Annotated in this window: 19 protein-coding genes; 7 read left to right on the top strand and 12 right to left on the bottom strand. The window is 64.2% G+C overall.

What is annotated here, in order from left to right; all coding sequences use genetic code 11:
* Window positions 1-48: 48 nt before the first annotated feature.
* Window positions 49-1,401, bottom strand: a complete 1,353-nt coding sequence (locus CH286_RS15445) for a sialidase family protein (protein WP_141215850.1) — start codon at window positions 1,399-1,401, stop codon at window positions 49-51.
* Window positions 1,402-1,595: 194 nt separating this feature from the next.
* On the opposite strand from CH286_RS15445, the gene CH286_RS15440 reads away from it, so the two are divergent.
* Together CH286_RS15440 and CH286_RS15435 are read left to right on the top strand one after the other, a co-directional pair.
* Window positions 1,596-2,969 carry a WS/DGAT domain-containing protein gene (locus tag CH286_RS15440; protein WP_141215849.1) on the top strand — a complete coding sequence of 458 codons (1,374 nt, stop codon included), beginning with the start codon at window positions 1,596-1,598 and terminating at the stop codon, window positions 2,967-2,969.
* Between the two features lie 75 nt (window positions 2,970-3,044).
* Window positions 3,045-3,926, top strand: a complete 882-nt coding sequence (locus CH286_RS15435) for a PE-PPE domain-containing protein (RefSeq protein ID WP_037153488.1) — start codon at window positions 3,045-3,047, stop codon at window positions 3,924-3,926.
* On the opposite strand, the gene CH286_RS15430 is transcribed toward CH286_RS15435, so the two are convergent.
* From CH286_RS15430 to CH286_RS15415, 4 genes are all read right to left on the bottom strand, one after another.
* A complete protein-coding gene (locus CH286_RS15430) occupies window positions 3,892-4,365 on the bottom strand; it encodes an SRPBCC family protein (protein ID WP_032402986.1) in 474 nt (157 codons plus the stop codon). The genes CH286_RS15435 and CH286_RS15430 overlap by 35 nt on opposite strands.
* A 10-nt stretch (window positions 4,366-4,375) precedes the next feature.
* Window positions 4,376-4,735: a VOC family protein gene (locus tag CH286_RS15425; protein WP_037153490.1), complete on the bottom strand. Its 360-nt coding sequence runs from the start codon at window positions 4,733-4,735 to the stop codon at window positions 4,376-4,378.
* A gap of 16 nt (window positions 4,736-4,751) precedes the next feature.
* Window positions 4,752-5,708, bottom strand: a complete 957-nt coding sequence (locus CH286_RS15420) for an alpha/beta hydrolase (protein ID WP_037171606.1) — start codon at window positions 5,706-5,708, stop codon at window positions 4,752-4,754.
* 73 nt (window positions 5,709-5,781) lie between these two features.
* Entirely contained in the window at window positions 5,782-7,695 is a 1,914-nt protein-coding gene (locus tag CH286_RS15415) for an alpha-amylase family protein (RefSeq protein WP_094609663.1), read from the bottom strand.
* 71 nt (window positions 7,696-7,766) lie between these two features.
* On the opposite strand from CH286_RS15415, the gene CH286_RS15410 reads away from it, so the two are divergent.
* Window positions 7,767-8,756: an SDR family NAD(P)-dependent oxidoreductase gene (locus CH286_RS15410; RefSeq protein ID WP_094609662.1), complete on the top strand. Its 990-nt coding sequence runs from the start codon at window positions 7,767-7,769 to the stop codon at window positions 8,754-8,756.
* Here the strand turns inward: CH286_RS15410 and CH286_RS15405 are convergent.
* Complete coding sequence (locus CH286_RS15405; RefSeq protein ID WP_094609724.1) at window positions 8,742-10,490, bottom strand: helix-turn-helix domain-containing protein; 1,749 nt, start codon at window positions 10,488-10,490, stop codon at window positions 8,742-8,744. The genes CH286_RS15410 and CH286_RS15405 overlap by 15 nt on opposite strands.
* Before the next feature lie 70 nt (window positions 10,491-10,560).
* Between CH286_RS15405 and CH286_RS15400 the strand changes: the two genes are divergently transcribed.
* Window positions 10,561-11,934, top strand: a complete 1,374-nt coding sequence (locus tag CH286_RS15400) for an FAD-binding oxidoreductase (RefSeq protein ID WP_094609661.1) — start codon at window positions 10,561-10,563, stop codon at window positions 11,932-11,934.
* A 13-nt stretch (window positions 11,935-11,947) separates the two neighbouring features.
* On the opposite strand, the gene CH286_RS15395 is transcribed toward CH286_RS15400, so the two are convergent.
* On the bottom strand, window positions 11,948-12,172 hold the full coding sequence (locus CH286_RS15395) for a hypothetical protein (protein WP_255182666.1): 225 nt from the start codon (window positions 12,170-12,172) through the stop codon (window positions 11,948-11,950).
* A 162-nt stretch (window positions 12,173-12,334) separates the two neighbouring features.
* Here CH286_RS15395 and CH286_RS15390 point away from each other — a divergent pair, with 162 nt between their 5' ends.
* Window positions 12,335-12,895, top strand: a complete 561-nt coding sequence (locus CH286_RS15390; RefSeq protein ID WP_094609659.1) for a DUF2716 domain-containing protein — start codon at window positions 12,335-12,337, stop codon at window positions 12,893-12,895.
* A 50-nt stretch (window positions 12,896-12,945) separates the two neighbouring features.
* Here the strand turns inward: CH286_RS15390 and CH286_RS28220 are convergent, their stop codons facing one another.
* Both CH286_RS28220 and CH286_RS15380 read right to left on the bottom strand, forming a co-directional pair.
* A complete protein-coding gene (locus CH286_RS28220; RefSeq protein WP_052058653.1) occupies window positions 12,946-13,584 on the bottom strand; it encodes a hypothetical protein in 639 nt (212 codons plus the stop codon).
* Between the two features lie 83 nt (window positions 13,585-13,667).
* Entirely contained in the window at window positions 13,668-15,011 is a 1,344-nt protein-coding gene (locus CH286_RS15380; RefSeq protein WP_094609658.1) for an MFS transporter, read from the bottom strand.
* Window positions 15,012-15,181: 170 nt separating this feature from the next.
* Here CH286_RS15380 and CH286_RS15375 point away from each other — a divergent pair, with 170 nt between their 5' ends.
* Together CH286_RS15375 and CH286_RS15370 are read left to right on the top strand one after the other, a co-directional pair.
* The gene (locus tag CH286_RS15375) at window positions 15,182-15,949 is read left to right on the top strand and encodes a metallophosphoesterase family protein (RefSeq protein WP_094609723.1); all 768 of its coding nucleotides are present in this window, start codon (window positions 15,182-15,184) and stop codon (window positions 15,947-15,949) included.
* Between the two features lie 4 nt (window positions 15,950-15,953).
* Complete coding sequence (locus tag CH286_RS15370; protein WP_094609657.1) at window positions 15,954-17,126, top strand: winged helix DNA-binding domain-containing protein; 1,173 nt, start codon at window positions 15,954-15,956, stop codon at window positions 17,124-17,126.
* Between the two features lies 1 nt (window position 17,127).
* Here the strand turns inward: CH286_RS15370 and CH286_RS15365 are convergent, their stop codons facing one another.
* The 3 genes from CH286_RS15365 to ychF form a co-directional block, all read right to left on the bottom strand.
* Window positions 17,128-17,745: a class I SAM-dependent methyltransferase gene (locus CH286_RS15365; RefSeq protein WP_037153500.1), complete on the bottom strand. Its 618-nt coding sequence runs from the start codon at window positions 17,743-17,745 to the stop codon at window positions 17,128-17,130.
* Window positions 17,746-17,959: 214 nt separating this feature from the next.
* The gene (locus CH286_RS15360; RefSeq protein WP_094609656.1) at window positions 17,960-18,955 is read right to left on the bottom strand and encodes an alpha/beta hydrolase; all 996 of its coding nucleotides are present in this window, start codon (window positions 18,953-18,955) and stop codon (window positions 17,960-17,962) included.
* A 226-nt stretch (window positions 18,956-19,181) separates the two neighbouring features.
* On the bottom strand, window positions 19,182-20,261 hold the full coding sequence (ychF, locus tag CH286_RS15355; protein WP_032386277.1) for a redox-regulated ATPase YchF: 1,080 nt from the start codon (window positions 20,259-20,261) through the stop codon (window positions 19,182-19,184).
* Window position 20,262: the final 1 nt, after the last annotated feature.

The raw sequence follows: 20,262 nt of genomic DNA, 5'->3' as shown, positions 1-20,262 counted from the left end.
TCGAAAGCGAAGGCCCTGCAGCGCGTGCGCTGCAGGGCCTTTCGCTGCTCATGCTCCGACTGCTCGGCCCAGCCTCCCCACTACTGCCTGCATCTCGGTGCGTTCCGAGCGCACCGCCCAGGGACGCTGCCGGTTCCTTCCTCGCATCTGCATCGCGGCTCCCGTGAGCAGGTCACCGTTGGGGGCGAAGTGCACCCGAACGATGTCGTCGAGTGAGCGTCCCAACGCGAAATCCTTGACGCCACCGCGGAAGCCGTGCGGAAACAGTGGTGCGTCGGGTTCGTTGTACTTGCCGCCGACGAACACCGGGCGGCCGGTGCGAAAGTCACGACACTGTGCGATGAACCCGTGGAATGCGCGCCCTCGCTCACGCCCGTAATAGGCGATGCCCACTCGCCCGGACCCGGTGGCGGTGATGGCGGCGAGGCGGGCATCGCGCACTCCGGGCGCGGAGACGACCACCGGCCTCGACCAGGTCACCGTTCCGTCGAAGGACCAGGCGGCATGGAGCACTCCGTCGCGGTCCGGCCACACCACGTAGACGTTGCCCTCGTCGTCGACGGCCGTCGACTCCGGCAGCCGATAGCGCGAACCGCGCAGCAGAAAATGCAGTGGGTTGTGGTACCGCGCCAGTGCCGACCCGGGGACCATGCGGACATCCCAGGTCAGACCCTCGTCGTGACTGACTGCCACGGCGAACCGTCGACCGTAACGGCCGCCGATGTAGACCGTTCCATCCGGGCCGACGACGCCCTTGCCGAACGTGACGTACTCGCGGCTCGGTAGACCGGGGATGTTCTTCGGATCGATGTCGAATCCGCCGGCCACTTCCCACTTCACGCCGCCGTCGTAGGACCGCCAGATCACCTGACGGGTCACGTTGATCAGCGGTCGTACACGTAGTACGAACGGCGTCGGAGCAGACAGGTACGTCACCCTCGTACTGCTCGAATTACGTGGGCCGGCAAAGATTTTCGCGTTCGTTCTGGCTTTGGACGCCACCTTTCGGATGCGCCAGGTCTCACCTCGGTCGTCACTGACCCCGAGAGCGAATCCCGTCCGAAACAGGCGCTGCGGTGCCGCGCCGAATGTGCCGGCATGGAGAAACAGTCGGTCGTCGACATCGTCGAAGTACAGGTACGGCCGACGTCCACCGTTCTGCATGCCCTCCGGAACCGATGCGCGCCATGACTTTCCGAAGTCCGACGACCGCAACACACCGATCCCGTCGACGGTGAATGCAGGGGCGAGAAAGACGGTGTTGTCCGACGCGACCCCGAGGGTGCACGCCGCCGAGCCGTACTCCGTGTAGGAGATGTCGGTGACGTAGTCGGCCGAGGCGGCGGCGTTGGTCGAGGAACGCAGACCCGCCCGATAGCCCGAAGCAACTCTGGGCGTCACGACACCGACCATGCCGGTTCGCGGCGTTGCGTACGGAGGGCTAGGCGATGCATCGACCCAGGCTAACGGGGATTCGGCGAGTAATCGCCGAGGCAATCGAAGAAGTCCTCGGCCCGTGGTGGTGAGAGTTCACAGAACCGAACTGGTCAGTTCGTAACCGGTCCGGTCCGGCCGCGGCGCTTAGGCTCTACCGTGTGCCCCACGATCGCCCCGACGCCAATCGCCCCGGGCCGATGCGTCTGCACCCGGCCGATGCACGGGCGTACTGGATGGCGTCGAAGATCCCCAGCGACCAGTTTCTGCTGTACTGCTTCGACACCGGGCCCGACGACCTCGATGCCGAGGTGGTCCGACTGCTCGAACGTAGCGCTCGCATCGACGTACTGAGCCGACACGTCACCGATGCGCCTCTCGCCCTCGACTATCCCCGGTGGACGTCCGCGAATCCGTGCACCGACGCGATCATCGTGCACCGGGCACCGCGCACCTGGTCGGAATGCCTCGATGCGATCTCGTCGTCGTTCGAGCATCAGGTGGACCCCCGAGTATCGGTGTGGTGTCTGCAGCTGCATTCGCAGGTCTCCGACGCTCCTGGCGGAGCAGGACCGGCTATCGTTGCTGTACTTCAACTTTCGCACGCAGCGGCCGACGGGGCCCTGGCATCGAAGACCGCCCGCGACCTATTCGGCACACATCGACTCCCGCCCGCAACCGAGAGCACCTCGCGTTCCACCGGGACCGAACTGGCCTCCGCAGTGCGTGCCGCTGCAGTCCTTCCGCTGCGCATGGCGCTGATGGTTCGCGGCGGTCTACGCGCTCGACGGGACGCGCTGGCCCTCGGGCGAGCCACCGACTCGGGTTCGATCCCGCCGCCTGCTCGGTCGCGGGCCCTGACAACCCTCGACGTACCCCCCACCGGCCGGACGTCCGTGCGGACCATCGTTCTTCCGAAGTCCGATCTGCACGCCGAGGGCACCACGGTCACCGCGTTCGCACTCACCGCCATATCGATTGCACTGCGAGCCTTTCTCGACACTCCAGGCGATCTGGCCGCAGAGGTGACTCTCGCGCGACAGACGCGTGGATCCGCGCGCAACAACTTCGGCAACGTGGGAGTCGGGCTGTTCACCGCAGAGCCGGATATTCGCACACGCATGCGCCTCATCTCGGACGACTTGGCCGCACGGAGAGTTCGCGCCAGTCATCCACTGACGGAGGCGGCCCGCGCCTCCCAAGACGAGGTCGAAGTACACGTGCCGGCGTTTCTGGCCGAATGGGGAGTCGCGCAGTTCGATCCGACCGCGACGCCACCGACGGTCACCGGCAACACCGTCGTGTCCAGCGTCTCGCGTGGTGCCGCGGATCTGACGCTCTGCGGCGGTGCCGTCCGGTTCACCACAGGCTTTCCCGCCCTCTCCCCCGCCATGAGCCTGACCCACGGAATACACGGCATCGGCACTACCGTCACCATCGGAATCACGTCCAACAGCGCCGCCGTACCCGACCCGGACCGCTACGAGGCGCTGCTACGCGACGCCCTCGAACAGATGCGCGCTGCCTTGACCTGATCGGGACCGAACTGCCAGACAGTTCTCAGCATTTGCCGGGCGACGAGCTCAGGTTCGACCGCCAGACTCGACACCATGAACCACGATCAGGTCACCGTCCTCGCCGTCGGGGGTACCGGAGAATCGCATCCGTCCGACCACCGGACGTCGGTGACCGGACTGCTCGCCTGTGTGGTCGGTGAACTCGACGACCGTTTCGTCGGCCGATGGGTCGGCTACCCGGCGTCGTACGGTCCCGTCTCACTCGGCGGACTGTGCTTCCGGCACAGTGCCGACATCGGCGTCCGACGCCTCCGTCGCGCAGTCGAAGGCACCACCGGGCCGATCGCACTGATCGGCTATTCCCAAGGTGCGACCGTTGTGCGCGAGGTGCTCGGACTCGTCGCCGACGGAACGATCGACGGCACCCGAATCGTCGCTGCGGGCTTGGTGTCCGACCCCCAGCAACCGGCCGGCGCGGTGAGCGGATGCGCTGGACGAGGGGTCGCAGGCCCGGGTCCGGCTCTGCCCGAGTCGATTCCGGTTCGGTGGATCGGCCTCGAGACCGACATGATCTGTAACGCCAGCGACGACAGCCTGATTCGCGACATCGCCGACCTCACCCGCTGGATGTCGTTTCGCACCCCGAGAATCTGGCTTCGCGAACTGTGGACCTTGCTGCGCAGCAACAGTTTCCAGAATGCGACCCGAACTCGCCTGCGACCCTCCCAGTGGGTGAAGGATGTTCGACGCCTCCGCACCGCGGCCACCGAGGTGGCCGGCTATCTGCCGCAGTCGATGCGCTGGCACCGATTCGAATGGGCCAACCCCGGCGGCGGCCGCCACATCGCCTACGCGCGTGAACCGTACGACGGCGAACTCACCGGATGCCAGGTACTCGCGCGCTGGCTGAGCGAGCAGGCAGACCGTCTCGAGGACGAACTCAGCCCTTCTCGGCCACAGCCGCGAGCTGCCTGAGGCCCTTCTCGAAATCCGGTCCGACGAGCTTGTCCATCGAGAAGACTTTTCCGATCAGAGCGAAGAGCTTGTTCTGCTTTCCCGACATTCGCCAGGTCACTCGGGTTCCCTCGGTGTCAGGCTCGAGCAGGAACGCCGTGACGTTCCGGTTCTTGAACGGCTTGGTGAACGCAAGATCGAGCACCACTCGTTCAGCCGGAATCGACTCGGTGATGGTCATCGTCCCGGCACCGGCCTTGCGGTTACCCGACCATGAGTACGACGCCCCCACCCCAGCGTCGGGACCGGTGTAGGTGCGCTGTAGACCAGGGTCGAGTCCCTCGTAGGGCGACCACTTCACCCACTCGTGAAAGTTGTCGATCAGTCCGTGCACGGTTGCGGCGTCGGCCCGGACGAGGGCCGATCGCTCGACGAGTACCGGGTGGGTTTCGCTGGCCATGACGGTTCCTTCATTTTCTTTTGCACAAGCAGAAGATGTGCCCCGCGGGATCGCGGTACACCCAGAACGAGGACTGCGCGTGGTCGATGAGTGTCGCCCCCGCGTCGACGACGAAGTCCCGTGCTTGTTCCATGTCGTCGACCACCAGGTCGAGATGGATCTTGATGCCCTCGCTCGGCCAGTCGATCGGGGTGAAGTCCGGTGCCCGCTGAAACGCCAGGCGGAGTTCACCGGGACCATGGACGACCACCCAGTCGCCGTCGTCGTCCACCGATCCCCAGCCGAGGATGGTGCTGTAGAAGCGAGCCAGCTCAGCGGGTTCCGGGCAGTCCAGCACCGTGTAGTCGACGGTGATTCTCGGGGGCGTCATGGCGACAGAGTAGCTATCAGCCGCCGAGCGCAGGGGCAATTGTCTCGAACCATGCCTCGTGCAGATGCTGCTCCCAGTGGTTCCACCAATGCACACCGGTACCGGTGATCTTCACGTTGGGTCGCCCGCCTGCGGCCTGCAGCAACGGAACGAATGCACGGCTGCTCATGCCGGCGGCGGTCTCCAGCGGAACCATCTGCGCGAACTTGACCGGGTCGAAGCTGCTGCTGGCCGGGTTGAACACAGGGTCCGTAGCCGGTGAGCCGCTCCCCGAAGAGACGAAGACTGCCGTGTTGCGCAATGCGCCGACGTTGAGGGACGGGTCGTTGCGGATCCAGTCCGCGGACGGCCAGCTGCCCCACATGTTGCGAGCGTTGCCGCCCATCTCGCCGACGGCCACCGAGATGCCCTGCGCAAATCCGGGGCTGCTCGCGGTCGGGTAGCCGCTGAACGATGCCACCGCCTTGTAGAAATCCGGACGATGCGCGGCCAGGTTGAGCGCGGAGGTTCCGCTCATCGACAGTCCTGCGACGGCATTGTTGACGTTGTCACTGCCGAAACGATCGGCCATGACGGGCGGCAGTTCCTGAGTGAGGAAGGTTTCCCACTTCACTCGTCCGAGCTTGGGGTCGTCGCGCTGCCAGTCGGAGTAGAAGGTTCCGCCGCCACCGAACGGAATGACCACGTTGACGTGCTTGTCGGCGAAGAAGCTCTCGACGTCGGTCTCGATCAGCCAACCGCTGTTGTCCTCGGGCGCGCGCAGCCCGTCGAGCAGATACAGGGTGGGCGCGGGTCCCCCACCGGCAGCTTTGAGCACCTTGATCGGGATGTCCTTGTCCATCGACGGCGAGTAGACGTAGACGAGCTCGGAATCGGCCCTTGCCACACCGGTCCCCATCAGCACCGTTGCCATCGTGGCTACCAATACCGCCACCACAGCGAGCACCAGACTTCGTATCCGAGCATGCAGCATGGAGATTGTCCCCTTGTTCGTATCGACCGACCGTCTCGGGGAGGGTAACAGCCCGGTCACGGTAACGCTCCTTCTAGCGCAGAGGGCTGTCGACGATCCACCACGCCGCGTACGGGGGCAACCACACCGATCCGGAGTCGTCGACGTGCAGATCGTGTTGCGAGAGCACCTCGGTCGGAGCCGGGATGCCGAGCTCGATCAGCTGCGCGTGGGGAAAGGGTCGATGGTCGGCCGTCACGTTGTACAGGCCGACCAGGGTGCCGCTCGGATGACGCCTGCGCACGACGAGCAGACCCTCGTCCGATTCGGTCTGCACGTCCACCGGTGCCTCGGCGTGCAGCATCGGCAGACCGGCGCGTACCTTCGCGATTCGAGCGATACCGTCGAACACCCGCTGCGCGTCGCTTCCCTGCTCGAACCGACCGGCGCGGTCGGCGTCGGTGACGCGGGGGCGATGCACCCACCTGTTGTCCTCGGCATGAGCCGGTTCGTCCGCCCAGTTCGGGTCTCCCGGGGAGCCGAGCTCGTCCCCGCTCCACACGACGGGAATACCGCCCCAACCGGCAATGATGGCGTGCGACAGAAAGATTCGCCCGAACGCGCCGTCGGGATCCAGGCGTGACGGGCCCAGGCCGGTGAGCGCGGCCGCGGTTCCACTGATCCGGCGGTCGCCGGTGTCGGGGTTGTACTGGAACACGAGACCTTCGGCCCAGGAGCCCTCGAATTCACCGGAGTACCAGTCGGCCAGAAAGTGCCGATGCCCTGCGCCCGAAAGTCCGAGTGACGCTGCGTCGCCGTCGTCGATGGCCCAGCCGATGTCGTCGTGGCAGCGAACGTAGGTCACCCAGGTTCCACTCGGCGGTGTCGGGGGCAGCGACGCCAACGCGTGACGCGCCAAAGCCGTACTGCCCGTAGCCAACATCGACCAGACCTGCACCATCAACGAGTTGTGGTAGGCGATGTCCGAGACTCGTCCGGTGTGCCGCCCCTGGCCCAGGTACGGCAGCAGATCGCGGGGTCCGACGATCGCCTCGGCCTTGAACAACGTGGCCGGAGCGGCGAGTCGAGCGGTGGCGCGCAGGGCCTGGGTGACCGCATGCACCTCGGGTTGATTCTGGCAGTTGGTGCCGAGCCGCTTCCAGAGGAACGCGATCGCGTCGAGGCGCAGCACCTCCACCCCCAGGTTGGCCAGATGCAGCACCACGCTCGCGAACTCCTGCAGCACAGCAGGATTGGCCCAGTTCAGATCCCACTGCCATTCGTTGAACGTCGTCCACACCCATTCGCCGAGCTCGTCGTCGAACGTGAAGCTGCCGGGAGCGAAGTCGGGAAATACCTCGGGGAGAGTGCGCTCGTACGAGTCCGGAGTGGTCCGATCGGGATAGATCAGGAAGTAGTCACGGTATTTCGGATCACCGGCACGCGCCTTGGCTGCCCACTCGTGCTCGCGAGCAACGTGATTGAGAACCAGGTCGACCACCAGGCTGATACCGCGTTGACGCAGCGTCTGCGCGAGGGTGCGCAGATCCTCGTTGGTGCCCAAGTCTTCTCGCACGGCGCGGTAGTCCATCACCGCGTATCCGCCGTCGTTGTCGCCGGGCCTTGGCTGCAGCAACGGCATCAGGTGCAGGTAGGTGACACCGAGGTCGGTCAGATGGTCGAGCCGCTCGCCGACCCCGCGCAGCGTCTGTCCGTACCGGTCGACGTAACAGGCGTAGCCGAACATGTCGGGCTGCTGAAACCAGTCGGGCTCGAGCAGTCGACGCTGATCCAGCCTGTGCAGATCCTCGGCTCGGGCGGCATAGGCGCGAGCGGCGATGTCCACCAGTCCGGCCGCCACGGCGTCGGGATCGGGATAGACCGCAGTGACCGCGTCGTGCAGATCGGGAAACCACTGCTCGAGACGCAACTCGAACGTCTCGCGTCGGTGTGCGGGAAGTTCGGCGAGTATCTCGCGGGTGACGTCGGAGACGGCGGGGTGAACCATGGACTCATTCTGGCATCGACCCCAGCGTGCGGACGCGCATACATCCGGTTACCGCGGGGTATCAGAGCGGCATGTCATTGCTGAGCCGCTCGGTCGACACGATCCTCGACAGAGCAATCGTTCCCGGATACTCCCGCATCGGTGCCACGGTGCGTCGACGATTCTGGGCCGCGGATCCGACGCCGTTCCCCTCCCCCATCGACATGGTGGTGACCGGCGCGTCGTCCGGTTTGGGAGCCGCCACCGCGAAAGAACTCGCACGGCTCGGGGCTCGGGTGCACATGGTCGGCCGATCCGCCGACCGACTCGAGTCCGCCGCCGCGGCCATCAGAACCGAGGTGCCCGACGCCTCTCTCGTAGTGCACGAGTGCGACATCAGCGATCTCGATTCCGTGGCGGCGTTGATCGCGACGTTGGCCTCCGAGCTCACGGCCGTGCACGCGCTCGTACATTGCGCCGGGGTGATGCCGGATGGACGGCAACTCTCTGCGCAGGGACACGAATCCGCTTTCGCTACCCACGTTCTCGGGCCGGTCGCGTTGACCGTGGGATTGCGCGAGCTCTTCGACGCCGGATCGCGAGTTGTGTTCGTCTCGAGCGGCGGCATGTATGCGGTGCCGCTGCAGAACTCGGACTTCGAGTACGAGAACGGCAAGTACTCCGGTATGACCGCCTACGCTCGCACCAAGCGCATGCAGGTGGTGGTGGCCGAGCAACTGGCCGAACGCTTTTCACTCGAAGACGATCCGGTGGTGCACAGCATGCACCCCGGCTGGGCGTCGACTCCCGGCGTCACCGGATCGATGCCTCTGTTCGGTTCGGTGATGAAGCCGATTCTTCGCAGCGCCGACGACGGGGCCGATACCATCGTCTGGCTCGTGGCAGCCGATCCCGCGTTGACCAGCACCGGCACATTTTGGCACGACCGTGCGCCGCGCCCGACTCATTACCCCTCCTGGCGTGGAGATTCACCTCGCGTGCGAGAGGCATTGTGGGCCAGCGTGGTCGAGGCAACGGGAATCGAGATCGAACCCGCGGCCGGTGACTCACAGACCGAGTAGGTCGGCCGATCTGCGCAACCGCATCAGCACCTGAAGATCGAGGGCATCGTCCGGGTCGCGCCACTGTGTACCGATGAGTCGGTCGATCGCCTCGAGTCGTTGATAGAGCGTGTTGACGTGTACACCCAGGCTCGACGCCGTAGCCGAATGGTGCCGTCCGTGTGCGAGATACACCGACAGCGTCTCCATCAGCGGGACCCCGCGCTTGTTCTGCTCCGCCATCAAGGGGCCGAGCAGTTCCTCGGTGAGCTCGTCCAAGTGCTCACGGGCCATGTGGCTGAGCAGGATTCGATAGATCCCCAGACCGCGGGCCGAGGACACTTCCCCGTCCCTGCCCAGAGTCGTCAGAACATCGACGGTCTGTTGCGCCTCACGGAACGCTGTTGCCAGGGCGTCGGCACCCCGGGCGGGCTCGGAGATTCCCACCGTCGCACGGGTGGAGATCATGCGGCGAACGGCAGCCGCCTCTCGGGCCGGCACGACCAGTAGAACCCTCGAACCCTGCTCCGCCACAACCGAACCCGGAGGTAGTGCAATAGCCTCGAACTCAGATCTCGACGCATTCCCTTGCCCCACTGCGACGCAGTACGTCACGTCCGGCGTCAGTCCGGCACGGTGGAACTGCCTGCGTTCGTCATCGGGTGACGAGGTGGGATGAAGGAGCAGATCCACCAGAAAGGCGTCCTGCGCGCGGCGTGCAGATTCCGCTGCTGCACGCTCCTCGGCCAGCGACAACGCAATGGCCGGCGCGGCCCGATCGAGAAGCAAACGGGTTTGATGGTCCTCGGGTCCGACGGAGATCAACACACCCAGGAAGTGACCAGCAGCCACCACCCGATGAGCGGTCATCGCGTCGTCGACGGCCGTTTCCGCGCCCGCCCTACAGCGGTCGACGAGGGTTTCGACCGTGGTTGCCGTGTACTCCAGAGCGGCCGGCACGGACCCAACATCCGCCACGAAATACGCCGGGCGTTCGGTGGCCGCAGCGACCTCCCGAACCAGACTCCGCACACCGCCCCCTTGGAGCACGACCTGAGTCAACGTGCGGTCCCATTGCAGAGTTTGTTCCAATTCCGCAGTGCGAAGGGATAACTCGGCGTTGAGAGTTTCGAGTTTGTCGATCGCCCGCACGTTCTCGATGGCGATGGCCGCATGTGCGGCCAGTGCCGACAGCAGAGCGATCTCACTGTCTGCGAAGTCCCGCTCCGACCGTTTGCACGCGAACAGTGCGCCGATCACACGGTCGCCCACCCGCAGCGGTACGCCCAACAAGCCGCGCATGTTCTCCGATCGCGCTGCGCTGTCTGCGCCGGTGATGTGCCGAAAGGCAGGTTCGTTCTGATAGTCGGGAGTCCACGACGGTGAGGCTCCGCGCACGATGAGGCCGACCAGCCCCTCGTCCTGCGCGAGCCTGATGCCCACGAGCTTCGGCGTCAGTGCACCGCTGGTGACCTCGATGACGAACTCGTTCCCGTACACCGAACCCATGTAGGCCAGATCCACGCCCAGAAGTGTGCGCGCCTGGTCCACCACCTCCTGCAGCAGAATCCGGTTGTCTCGCACGGTCGTCAGGCGCACCGCGATGTCGTTCAGCGCCGACAGTTCGGTGCTGCGCTGTTTGCGCTGATCGAGCAATGCGCGCAACCTCGAGGCCGCGTGCGCCTCGGCACCTGGATGTGTTCGACGGTGGGCTTCCAGTTCGTCGATGGAAGCATCGGCCAGCAGCAATTCCATCCATGACTTCACGGGCGACATAGAGAAAACCTACATTGGCCGAGACCCAGGTCACAGCTAGAGTCGAGATATGTCGCTCGTCGAACAGTTGTCGAATTCTCTCCCCGCGGACCGCGTCGTCGTCGATCCCGACGTCATCGCGTCGTACCAGCACGACGAGGCGGAATGGGCACCGTTTGCGGTGCCTGTTGCCGTCGTGCGGCCCCGTAGCGCCGAAGAAGTGCAGGCTGTCGTTCGCGCCTGCCTGGCCCATGGCGCACCCGTCGTCACTCGCGGGGCGGGCACCGGGCTGTCCGGCGGAGCGAACGCCACCGAGGGATGCGTTGTACTCGCCCTCGACGGCATGGATGCGATCAAGGAAATCGACCAGCTCGAGCGATACGCCGTGGTCGAGCCAGGAGTGGTCAACGATCACCTGCGAGCGGCGGTCGCCGAGCAGGGTCTCTGGTACCCACCGGATCCCGCCAGCGCACCGTGGTCGACCATCGGCGGCAACGTCGCCACCAACGCAGGCGGACTGTGTTGCGTGAAGTACGGCGTCACCCGCGATTACGTCATGGGAATGCAGGTGGTCACCGGAACCGGAGAACTGGTGAGGCTCGGCCGTAAAACCGCCAAGGGCGTTGCCGGATACGACCTTGCGGGTCTGATGGTCGGATCGGAAGGCACGCTGGGCATCATCACCGAGGTGACCCTCAAGCTGCGCCCGCTCCAGGATCCGCAGCGGACCGTTGCCGGCTATTTCGATTCGATCGTCGACGCCGGCCGTGCCGTGGCCGCGGTCGCCGCCGCCGGATTGACTCCCTCCGCGTTGGAACTGATCGACAAGCAATGCCTCATCGCCGTCGACGCCTGGAAGAACATGGGCCTGTCGGTCGAGGCAAATGTGGTGTTGCTCGGGCGGATCGACGATCCAGGGCTCATCGGAGACCAGGAAGCCGAGAAGATGCTCTCGTGCTTCGACGAGGCCGGGGCCACGTGGTCTGCGGTCTCGACCGATCAGGAGGAGGCCGATGCACTGTTCTCGGCTCGCCGGTTGGCGTATCCGGCGATGGAGCGCCTGGGTCCGGTGTTGACCGAGGACGTATGTGTGCCGAAGAAGCATGTGCCCGAGATGCTTTCGCGTATCGAGCAGATCGGCCTGCGGTACGAGACCACGATCGCCAACATCGCACACGCCGGTGATGGAAACCTGCATCCGTTGCTCATCACTCCGCACGACGACCTTCCGGCCCGCGAGCGCGCTCAGGCCGCCTTTGCCGAGATCATCGACGCTGCTTTGGAACTCGGCGGCACCGTGACCGGCGAACACGGAGTGGGGCTACTCAAGATGGACGGCTTGGTGCAGGAACTGGATCCGGTGGTGTTGGACATGCACCGCGCGGTGAAAAAGGCACTGGATCCATACGGGATCCTGAACCCGGGCAAGGTGTTCGCGTCCTGACAGCGCTGAGATCCTACGGTTGAGTGCGCAGATTGCCGTTGTGCAGCGCGGTCACCAGCAGACTCGGCAGGCCGTTGACCAACAAGAGAACGGCCACCATGAGGCATATCGCCAACCACGGCTCGGTCAGCCAGAAATGATTGCCGAGCTGTAGCGCACCGACGATACTCAGCATCCATCCGGCAGCCTGGGCACGTCGGGCACGCTGGGCAGGTCTGACCGGATACGAGCCGTTCACGGCTGGCAACCTACGGCCATAATTTTCACGAGATGCGATTCGAGCCGCCACGACGTGGAGCAGTACAGCGAACGTGATGGCACACAACGCAAGCGACATACAGTCATCTCCCCTTCCGACTGCTGTCTACGCGCAGTCTCACGGGACTGGAACGATAGACCGATGACGACCAAGCTGACCATGGACTTCGGATCTACGCTACCCATCGGGTGGACCGAACTCGACCGAACTGCGCAAACGCAGCACTGGTCGGTGTTCAACAGTAAGTTCGGGTTTCGGCCCGGGACCACACCTGAGTCGTGGCCGGCCATTGCCGAGCCTGCACCCTCCATGACATTCGACCTGGACGCCCATACCGTCCGCACGACGGCCTCGTGGTCTGCCCGGGTCGACGCCGTCAACGCGGAAGCTTTGCGCTGCTTCGTCACCGAGTTTTCGGACAACCCGACCTTCGTCGTCCTGGACTGGCAACACCCCGGCTACAGCTTCGACGCGGAAGCGCACGCCGACGCGGCCGAGAACGGCGAGTGGCGGGTCCCCGTCCACCCGGACGGCGATTACTACATTTTCGCCCGCGACGGATTCACCGAAGGGACCTTCGGCCACCCGTGGGAACGCACCTTGTGTGTCTTCGGACCGCGCATGGTCGCCACGCTCGGCCGCACCTTGGCGACATGGCTTCCCACGATCCGCGTCGACGGCGAACAGGTTACGGCTCAATAGCCGTCGGAGGCCGCCGTGAGATCAGAGCATCATTGTTTTCGATCGATGCGTCAGCCCTCGAATCGCTCGATCCGCCACGGCGGAATCTCGCGACGCGGTCGCACCTTGATCGCGCGAAACCGATAGCTGTCCTGATCGATAGCAGGCTCCCACTCGAAGTCGACCTGCTCGCCTACTTCGAGGTTGGACTCACCCCCACCGATGCTGAAACCTCCGACCGAGCGCGAGTCGATGACTTCGTCTGGATGAAGGGCACTGAAGAAAGTCCAGCACCCACCCGGAGTGTCCTCGGAATCGATCACACCCCAACTCTCTTCGCCGTTCCACACGGACACCACTCCGACGGACCACGTTCCAATCCGAATCGGTTCTTCCCAATCCAGATCTGTCACTTCGGTGACGGTGCCGTCAGGGGCAATATCCCAAGCACCGGATGTCGGACGATCCGACTGTGCGACCGGCTCGGTACCCAGCGGCCAGGCGCGAACTGTGAAGAAGCTGTACCCGTACAGAGGTTCTGCCTGGTGCTGCCACTCGAACTCCACCTCCTCGCCTGGAGCCAGAACAGGCAATCCGCGAACAGCGACGGATGCCGACGGCGTCCAACTGCCGCCCGGGGTGTCCTCGGAATCGATCACGCCCTCCATGCCGAGAATCTCCCAGCTCCGGACCCGCCCGCGACTCGTCATCTGTCGAGTATGTCCGGTGTTCGGTGGAAGAGCTGGATCCGGTTGCGTGGAGATACACCGCTCCGTGAATGCGCAGCCGTTCGTCAGTGTGCCACCGGCACTTCCGTATTGGTCTCGGAGCGGACACCCATCCGGCCCCGCAGCACGATCACCAGCACCACCGCCATCAGCATGACACCACCGACGACCCACAAACCGGCCTTGGCGTTGCCGGTAGCGTCGAGAAGCCACCCCGTCACGTACGGGGCACCGAAGCCCGAGGTGTTGCCGACCGAGTTGATGATCGCGATTCCAGCCGCTGCACCCGCGCCGGTGAGGAACGTACTGGGCAGATACCAAAACACGGGGAGCGCGCAGAACACGCCGACGGCGTTGACCGTCACCGCGATCATGGTGGTGAACGGTGAATCCATATACAGCGCAAACGGAATAGAGATCGCACCGATCAGGGTGGGGATCGCGACATGCCAGGTGCGCTCACCGGTCCGGTCCGAGTGTCGACTCCAGAGCACCATCGCCACTGCGCCCACTGCGAACGGCACGGCCACGATGAGACCCGTCGTCACGAGAGAAAAGTCGGTGTCGAACGTCTGCTTGAATCCCGCGACAATGCTGGGCAGGAAAAAACTCAGAGAGTAGAGACCGTAGGTGATGCCGAAGTACACCAGGCCGAGCATCCAGACCCGGACGTCACCGAGAGCGCGCTTGACCGAGCCGCTGATGTGCCCGTCCCTCACAGCGTCCTCGGACTCCAATTCGTTAGTAAGCCAATTCTTCTCGTCCACAGTGAGCCACTTCGCCTGGGACGGTCGATCCGTGAGATAGAACCAGGTGACCACTCCGAGCAGGATCGCAGGAATGCCCTCGAGGAGGAACATCACCCGCCAACCCGACAGTCCGAACAGCCCGTCCATGTACTGAATGATCGCACTCGAAAGGGGCGCACCGAGCGCCGACGACACCGGTAGCGCCAGCATGAACAGGCCCATCAAACGGACTCGGTAGGCGCGCGGAAACCACATCGTCATGTACAGCAGCACACCGGGGAAGAAGCCGGCCTCGGCGATGCCGAGCAGAATCCGTAGCCCGTACAGCCACCCTGCTGTCGGTACGAATGCCATGGCGGCGGCCACAATTCCCCACGACACCATGATGCGGGCGATCCACCGTCGGGCACCGAATTTGTGCAGCGCCAAATTGCTGGGCACCTCGAACAGCAGATACCCGATGAAGAACAGTCCCGACGCCAGACCGAACATCGTTTCGGTGAGGCCCAATTCGTCGCTCATGGTCAGCTTGGCGAGACCGATGTTGGTGCGATCGAGATAGTTGACGAAGTAGGCCAACCCGAGAAACGGGATGATGCGTCGGGCGACCTTCTTGACCACCCGCGTTTCGATCTCGGGCTTCGAAATGACTGCAGGCATGGGCTCGGCTTTCCCTAGAGCGAAAGTGACCTGGACCACACTATGGACCTATCGGGCACGGGTCTATGGAGATATCACCCACCCAAGGCGGAGATTCGAGGGCGAAGTCTCCAACGCTCGCCGAGGGCTGCCCTGTTGCAGTCGAATGCCCACGCTGCGATCCTGTGGTTGTGCGGATAGCTCTCATAGCCGATATTCACGGCAACATCGCGGCGCTCGACGCCGTCCTCGACGACATCGAACGGCAAGGCGTCGACTCGGTGGTGAACCTCGGTGATCTGCTGTCCGGCGGACTGCATCCGCGTCGGACTGCCGATCGGCTCATGGCGCTGAATTTTCCCACCATCGCCGGAAATCACGATCGCTACCTGCTCGAGCAGGATCCCGAGTCCATGGGTAGTTGGGATCGGCACGCCCATGATCGACTCGACGACGAGCACCGACAGTGGCTGGGCTCGCTGCCGTTCTCACTCGCGCTGGATCACGGAATCCTGGCAGTACACGGAACACCCACCGACGATCAGCAATACTTCCTGCACTCGGTGGACGCCAACGGTTCGCGCGAGGCGACCGAAGCCGAAATCCTCGAACGGGCAGCAGGTTTCACGGACCGATCTGTCATCGCCTGTGGACACACCCACCTACAGCGCCAGTGGACTCTTCCCAGTGGCACACTCGTGGTCAACCCGGGCAGCGTCGGCACCCCCGCGTACGACGACAATCAGCCCTACCCTCACGTCATGGAATCCGGGTCGCCGCATGCGCGTTACGCAGTACTCGACGATCGCGGCACAGGCAGCTGGTCTGTGTCTTTCGAGCTGGTCGACTACGACCGCATCGGTGCTGCCGCCGATGCCCGCGCGCACGGCATGAACGCCATCGCCGACGCCCTCCTCACCGGTTTTGTCGGCCCTGCGCCACAAATGCCGTCACACTGATCGCGTGAAGATTACCGACGCCCAGCGGCGACACCGGCTCGTCGCGCAACACTTCTCCGATCCTTCGACCGTCGAAGCCGTGGTGTCGTCCCTGCTCGCGTTGCACGCGACCGACCCGGCGACTGTGTATCTCTCGGTGTTGGCGCGTGCTCGATCGCTGGGACTGTCCGATGTTCGTGACGCGATGTACGAGCGCCGAAGTCTGATCCGCCTGATGGCGATGCGGCGCACGATGTTCGTCGTCGCTCACGACGACGTCCCGGTGATTCATGCCGCGGCGAGTCTCGGGGTTGCACGCACCATGCGGGCACGCCTGGTCAAACAGGTCTCGACGCTGCCCACCGAACCGGTGATCGTCGATGTCGAATCCTGGCTTGCCGCAACGGAAAAAGAAGCCGAGGCGGCGCTTCGCTCGATGGGTACAGCGACCGGAGCCGAGCTGTCGACAGTGGTCCCCGGCCTCAAGACGGCGCTGCTACCGACCACCGACAAGGTGTACGACGTCAGGCGATACGTCACCTCCGAGGTGTTGGTCATGATGGCCGCCGAAGGAAAATTGGTGCGGGTCGAGCCACGGGGAGCATGGACTTCTCGGCGGCATGCGTGGGCACCGATCGACCACTGGTGGCCGGACGGGATTCCTGATCTCGATGAAACCGAGGCACGCGCCGAACTTGCCCGACGCTGGCTCGAAGTATTCGGACCGGCGACGCTCGACGACCTCCAATGGTGGACGGGGTGGAACAAGACGCAGACTCGTGGTGCAGTTTCCGGCCTGGACACAGTGGCGGTCGAACTGACCGAAGGCGACGGAATCATGTTGACCGGCACTACCTTCGACAAGCCCGCCGGCACAAGCGTCATGCTGCTGCCCGCACTCGATCCCACGCCGATGGGCTGGAAGCACCGCGCCTGGTATCTCGGCGAACACAAGGCCCCGCTGTTCGATACCTTCGGCAACATTGGCCCGACCATTTGGTCCGGGGGTCGTATCGTCGGAGGTTGGGCCGTGACCGGATCCGGAGAAGTGGCGACCGAGTTGCTCGAAGACGTCGGCTCGACGGTGTCGAAAGCCGTTGCAGCAGAGACTGACCGCCTCACCACCCTGCTCGACGGCACCGCGGTGGTCCCGTCATTCCCGACACCGTTGGAGAAAATGCTACGGGGAAAGAAGTGAATCAGAAGACGTAGCGTCCCTCGGCCCAGGCACGGGCTGCCGGCGGTGTCACCGCATCGACAGGTTCACCGTCGCGGAAGTAGCTGGTGTGCAGGATTCGACCCTCGTCGACTGCTTCCTGCCACGCTTGGGTCGGTCCTTCACCGAACCAGAGCCACGGGGTGATGTCGTCCATCACGACCACCGACTCGACGGTAGCGAGCGCACGTAAATCGTCGAGGTCTGCGCGAGCACCCTCCACCGAATGGTCGCCGTCGACGAAGATGACATCGAATCGCACGTCCGGGTGTTCCTTCGCGTATGCGGTGATGGTGGTGTGCGAATCACCTTGTATCAGGGTGTGGCGGCCCGGAAAGTGTTCATCGATATGGGCTTTCGCGGCGGCACTGTATGTGTACGCGGCCAAGTCGAAGGACACGACGGTCACGTCGGGTGACGCGGACAGAAAAGCCCAACTCGAGAAGCCTGCATTGAACCCGACCTCACAGATCAGCTTCGTACCCGGCCGGGCGGCGAGCGAAGACAAGTATGCCTGCTCCGCCTCATCGGCTCCACGCTCGAAAGGTTCCCCAGCAGTGGCCGTTTGGTGTACCAATGCCTCGAGTTCCTGCAGACCCATCCACGTTCTCCTATCGTCTGATTCGGAGCGTAGCCAAGTTCGATGGGCGGCGCAGACGACTGCGCTCAACGGTAAGTTACCGATAGGCGTCTCGCCGATGCCATGTTGAGCCAGGAATACGACCAGGTGTGGCGGAACTTGCGGAGTGTGAACGGAATCAATCCGCGTGAACCTGCTGGACTTGCGCGGGGTACCTACCGCTCCGCGAGCAAGCTCACGGCTCGAGCCCCGCGGCCAGCGTCGGCCAGCTCTTTGCAAGCTGGTCGGCCCAGTACGGCCACGAGTGCGTACCAGGGCTGCCCAGATCGAACGTGGCCGGGATGTTCAGCTCGACGAGTTTGTCGCGCAGCAGGCGCGTGCAGGAATCGGTGCCTACTTCGATCGCCCCGCCGATCACCAGCGTGTCGAGGTCTTCGAGCGTCTCGTACCGCTCGTGCGGACCGGGGAGGCCACTGGCGGAAAAGAGGTAGATGGACATTCCGCGCAGCGCTTCTGCGTTCACCAGCAGATCGTGGGCGGCCCAGCCCGCGTTGAGGGGGCCACCGAGCATATTGTTGGCGTTGCCGCCGTAACCGGCGACAATGGTTCGCATGAGGGTTTGCCCGAGTATGCCCTCGGATAGAAAGCACCCGCTGTACGCCGCGACGGCCGAGTACCTGTCCGGGTTCCGGGCGGCAAGCATCATCGCCGACTGAGCGCCCATCGACAGGCCCGCCACACCGTCATTGCCGTTGCCCTCGAACTCCGCGTCGATCAACGGCGGAAGCTCCTGCGTCAGAAAGGTTTCGAAGCGGTAGCGGCCGAGTCGGGGGTCGTCGTTCTCCCAGTCGGTGTAGAAGCTCGCTGGACCGGCAAGCGGGAGAACCACGTTGACGTTCTTGTCACGAAAGAACTCCGCCGCGTTGCCCTTGCGAAGCCAGATGCTGCTCGACGGTTCGTTCTCCCCGGATCCGCTGAGCATGTACAACGTCGGGCGCGTGCCTTTACGCTCCGCGGGGGTCAGAACCTGCACCTCGATGGTCCGATCCATGCTCGGCGAGTACACCGACAGCCACGTCAGCGTCGGGCCGGTATCGATTCGGTTCTCGATCCGCGCCGGCTGGCTCGGTGCAGGATTTTCAGTGTCGATGTCTTGAGCAGCGGCGGGCACGCCCGCCACGAAGGTGAGCAGAACTGCGATCACCACCAGAACCGGCCGCACGCCGAACATAGGACCCCCACTGCCCGCGGCGCTGTGCGACCGCTGTTGTCGGGGCAGTTTTGCACGAAGGAGGGGCAAGAATCGGACTGATCGTCAGCAAATTGTGAAAAATCCGGCATTCAGCCTGTTTTGTGCCTCGCCGATGGGAACAGTTCAGTACGTACCGAGGCCGCGAGCAGCCAGTGTGCTGCCGACCAGTGACATGCTGGGTGACCTACTGATGTCGCGCGTCAAGCTAGACGTTGAAGCGGAACTCCACCACGTCGCCGTCGGACATGACGTAGTCCTTGCCCTCGATGCGCACCTTGCCGGCAGCCTTGGCCGAGGCCATCGACCCTGCGGCTACGAGGTCGTCGAAGGAAACGATTTCGGCCTTGATGAAACCGCGCTCGAAGTCGGTGTGAATGACTCCCGCAGCCTGCGGAGCCGTGTCGCCTCGATGAATCGTCCACGCGCGGGCCTCTTTCGGGCCTGCGGTGAGGTAGGTCTGCAGGCCCAGAGTGTGGAAGCCGGCGCGAGCCAATGCGTCGAGACCGGGCTCCGTCTGTCCGACGGATTCGAGCAGTTCCGCTGCCGATTCTTTGTCGAGTTCGAGCAATTCGGATTCGATCTTGGCGTCGAGGAACACCGCGTCGGCGGGGGCAACGAGACGAGCCAGTTCGCCGATCTTCGCGTCGTCGGTCAGCACCGACTCGTCGGCGTTGAAGACGTAGAGGAAAGGCTTGGTGGTGAGCAGCTGGAATTCACCGAGCAGCTCGAAGTCCAACTTCGCCTTCGCCGAGAACAAGGTCTTGCCGTCGTTCAGAACCGCCTGTGCTGCCAGCGCCGCGTCGAGCGCGGGCTTGCGATCCTTCTTGATCCGCACCTCTTTCTCGAGGCGCGGGATGGCCTTCTCGAGAGTCTGCAGATCGGCGATCGCGAGCTCGGTTTCGATGACCTCGATGTCTGCGGTCGGGTCGACGCGACCATCGACGTGCACCACGTCGTCGTCGGCGAAGACACGAACGACCTGGCAGATGGCGTCGGCCTCACGAATGTTGGCGAGGAACTTGTTGCCCAGGCCTGCGCCCTCGGACGCACCCTTGACGATGCCGGCGATGTCGACGAACGACACCAGCGCAGGCACGAGCTTCTCCGAACCGAACACCTCGGCCAGCTTCTCGAGCCGGGGATCCGGCAGCGCGACCACACCGACGTTGGGCTCGATGGTGGCGAACGGATAGTTCGCGGCCAGCACATCGTTGTTGGTCAGCGCGTTGAAGAGGGTGGACTTGCCGACGTTGGGCAGTCCGACGATTCCGAGGGTGAGGCTCACG

Source organism: Rhodococcus sp. WWJCD1, from assembly GCF_002258735.1.
Taxonomy (GTDB): Bacteria; Actinomycetota; Actinomycetes; order Mycobacteriales; family Mycobacteriaceae; genus Rhodococcoides.
This window is presented reverse-complemented; position numbering and strand designations above follow the sequence as displayed.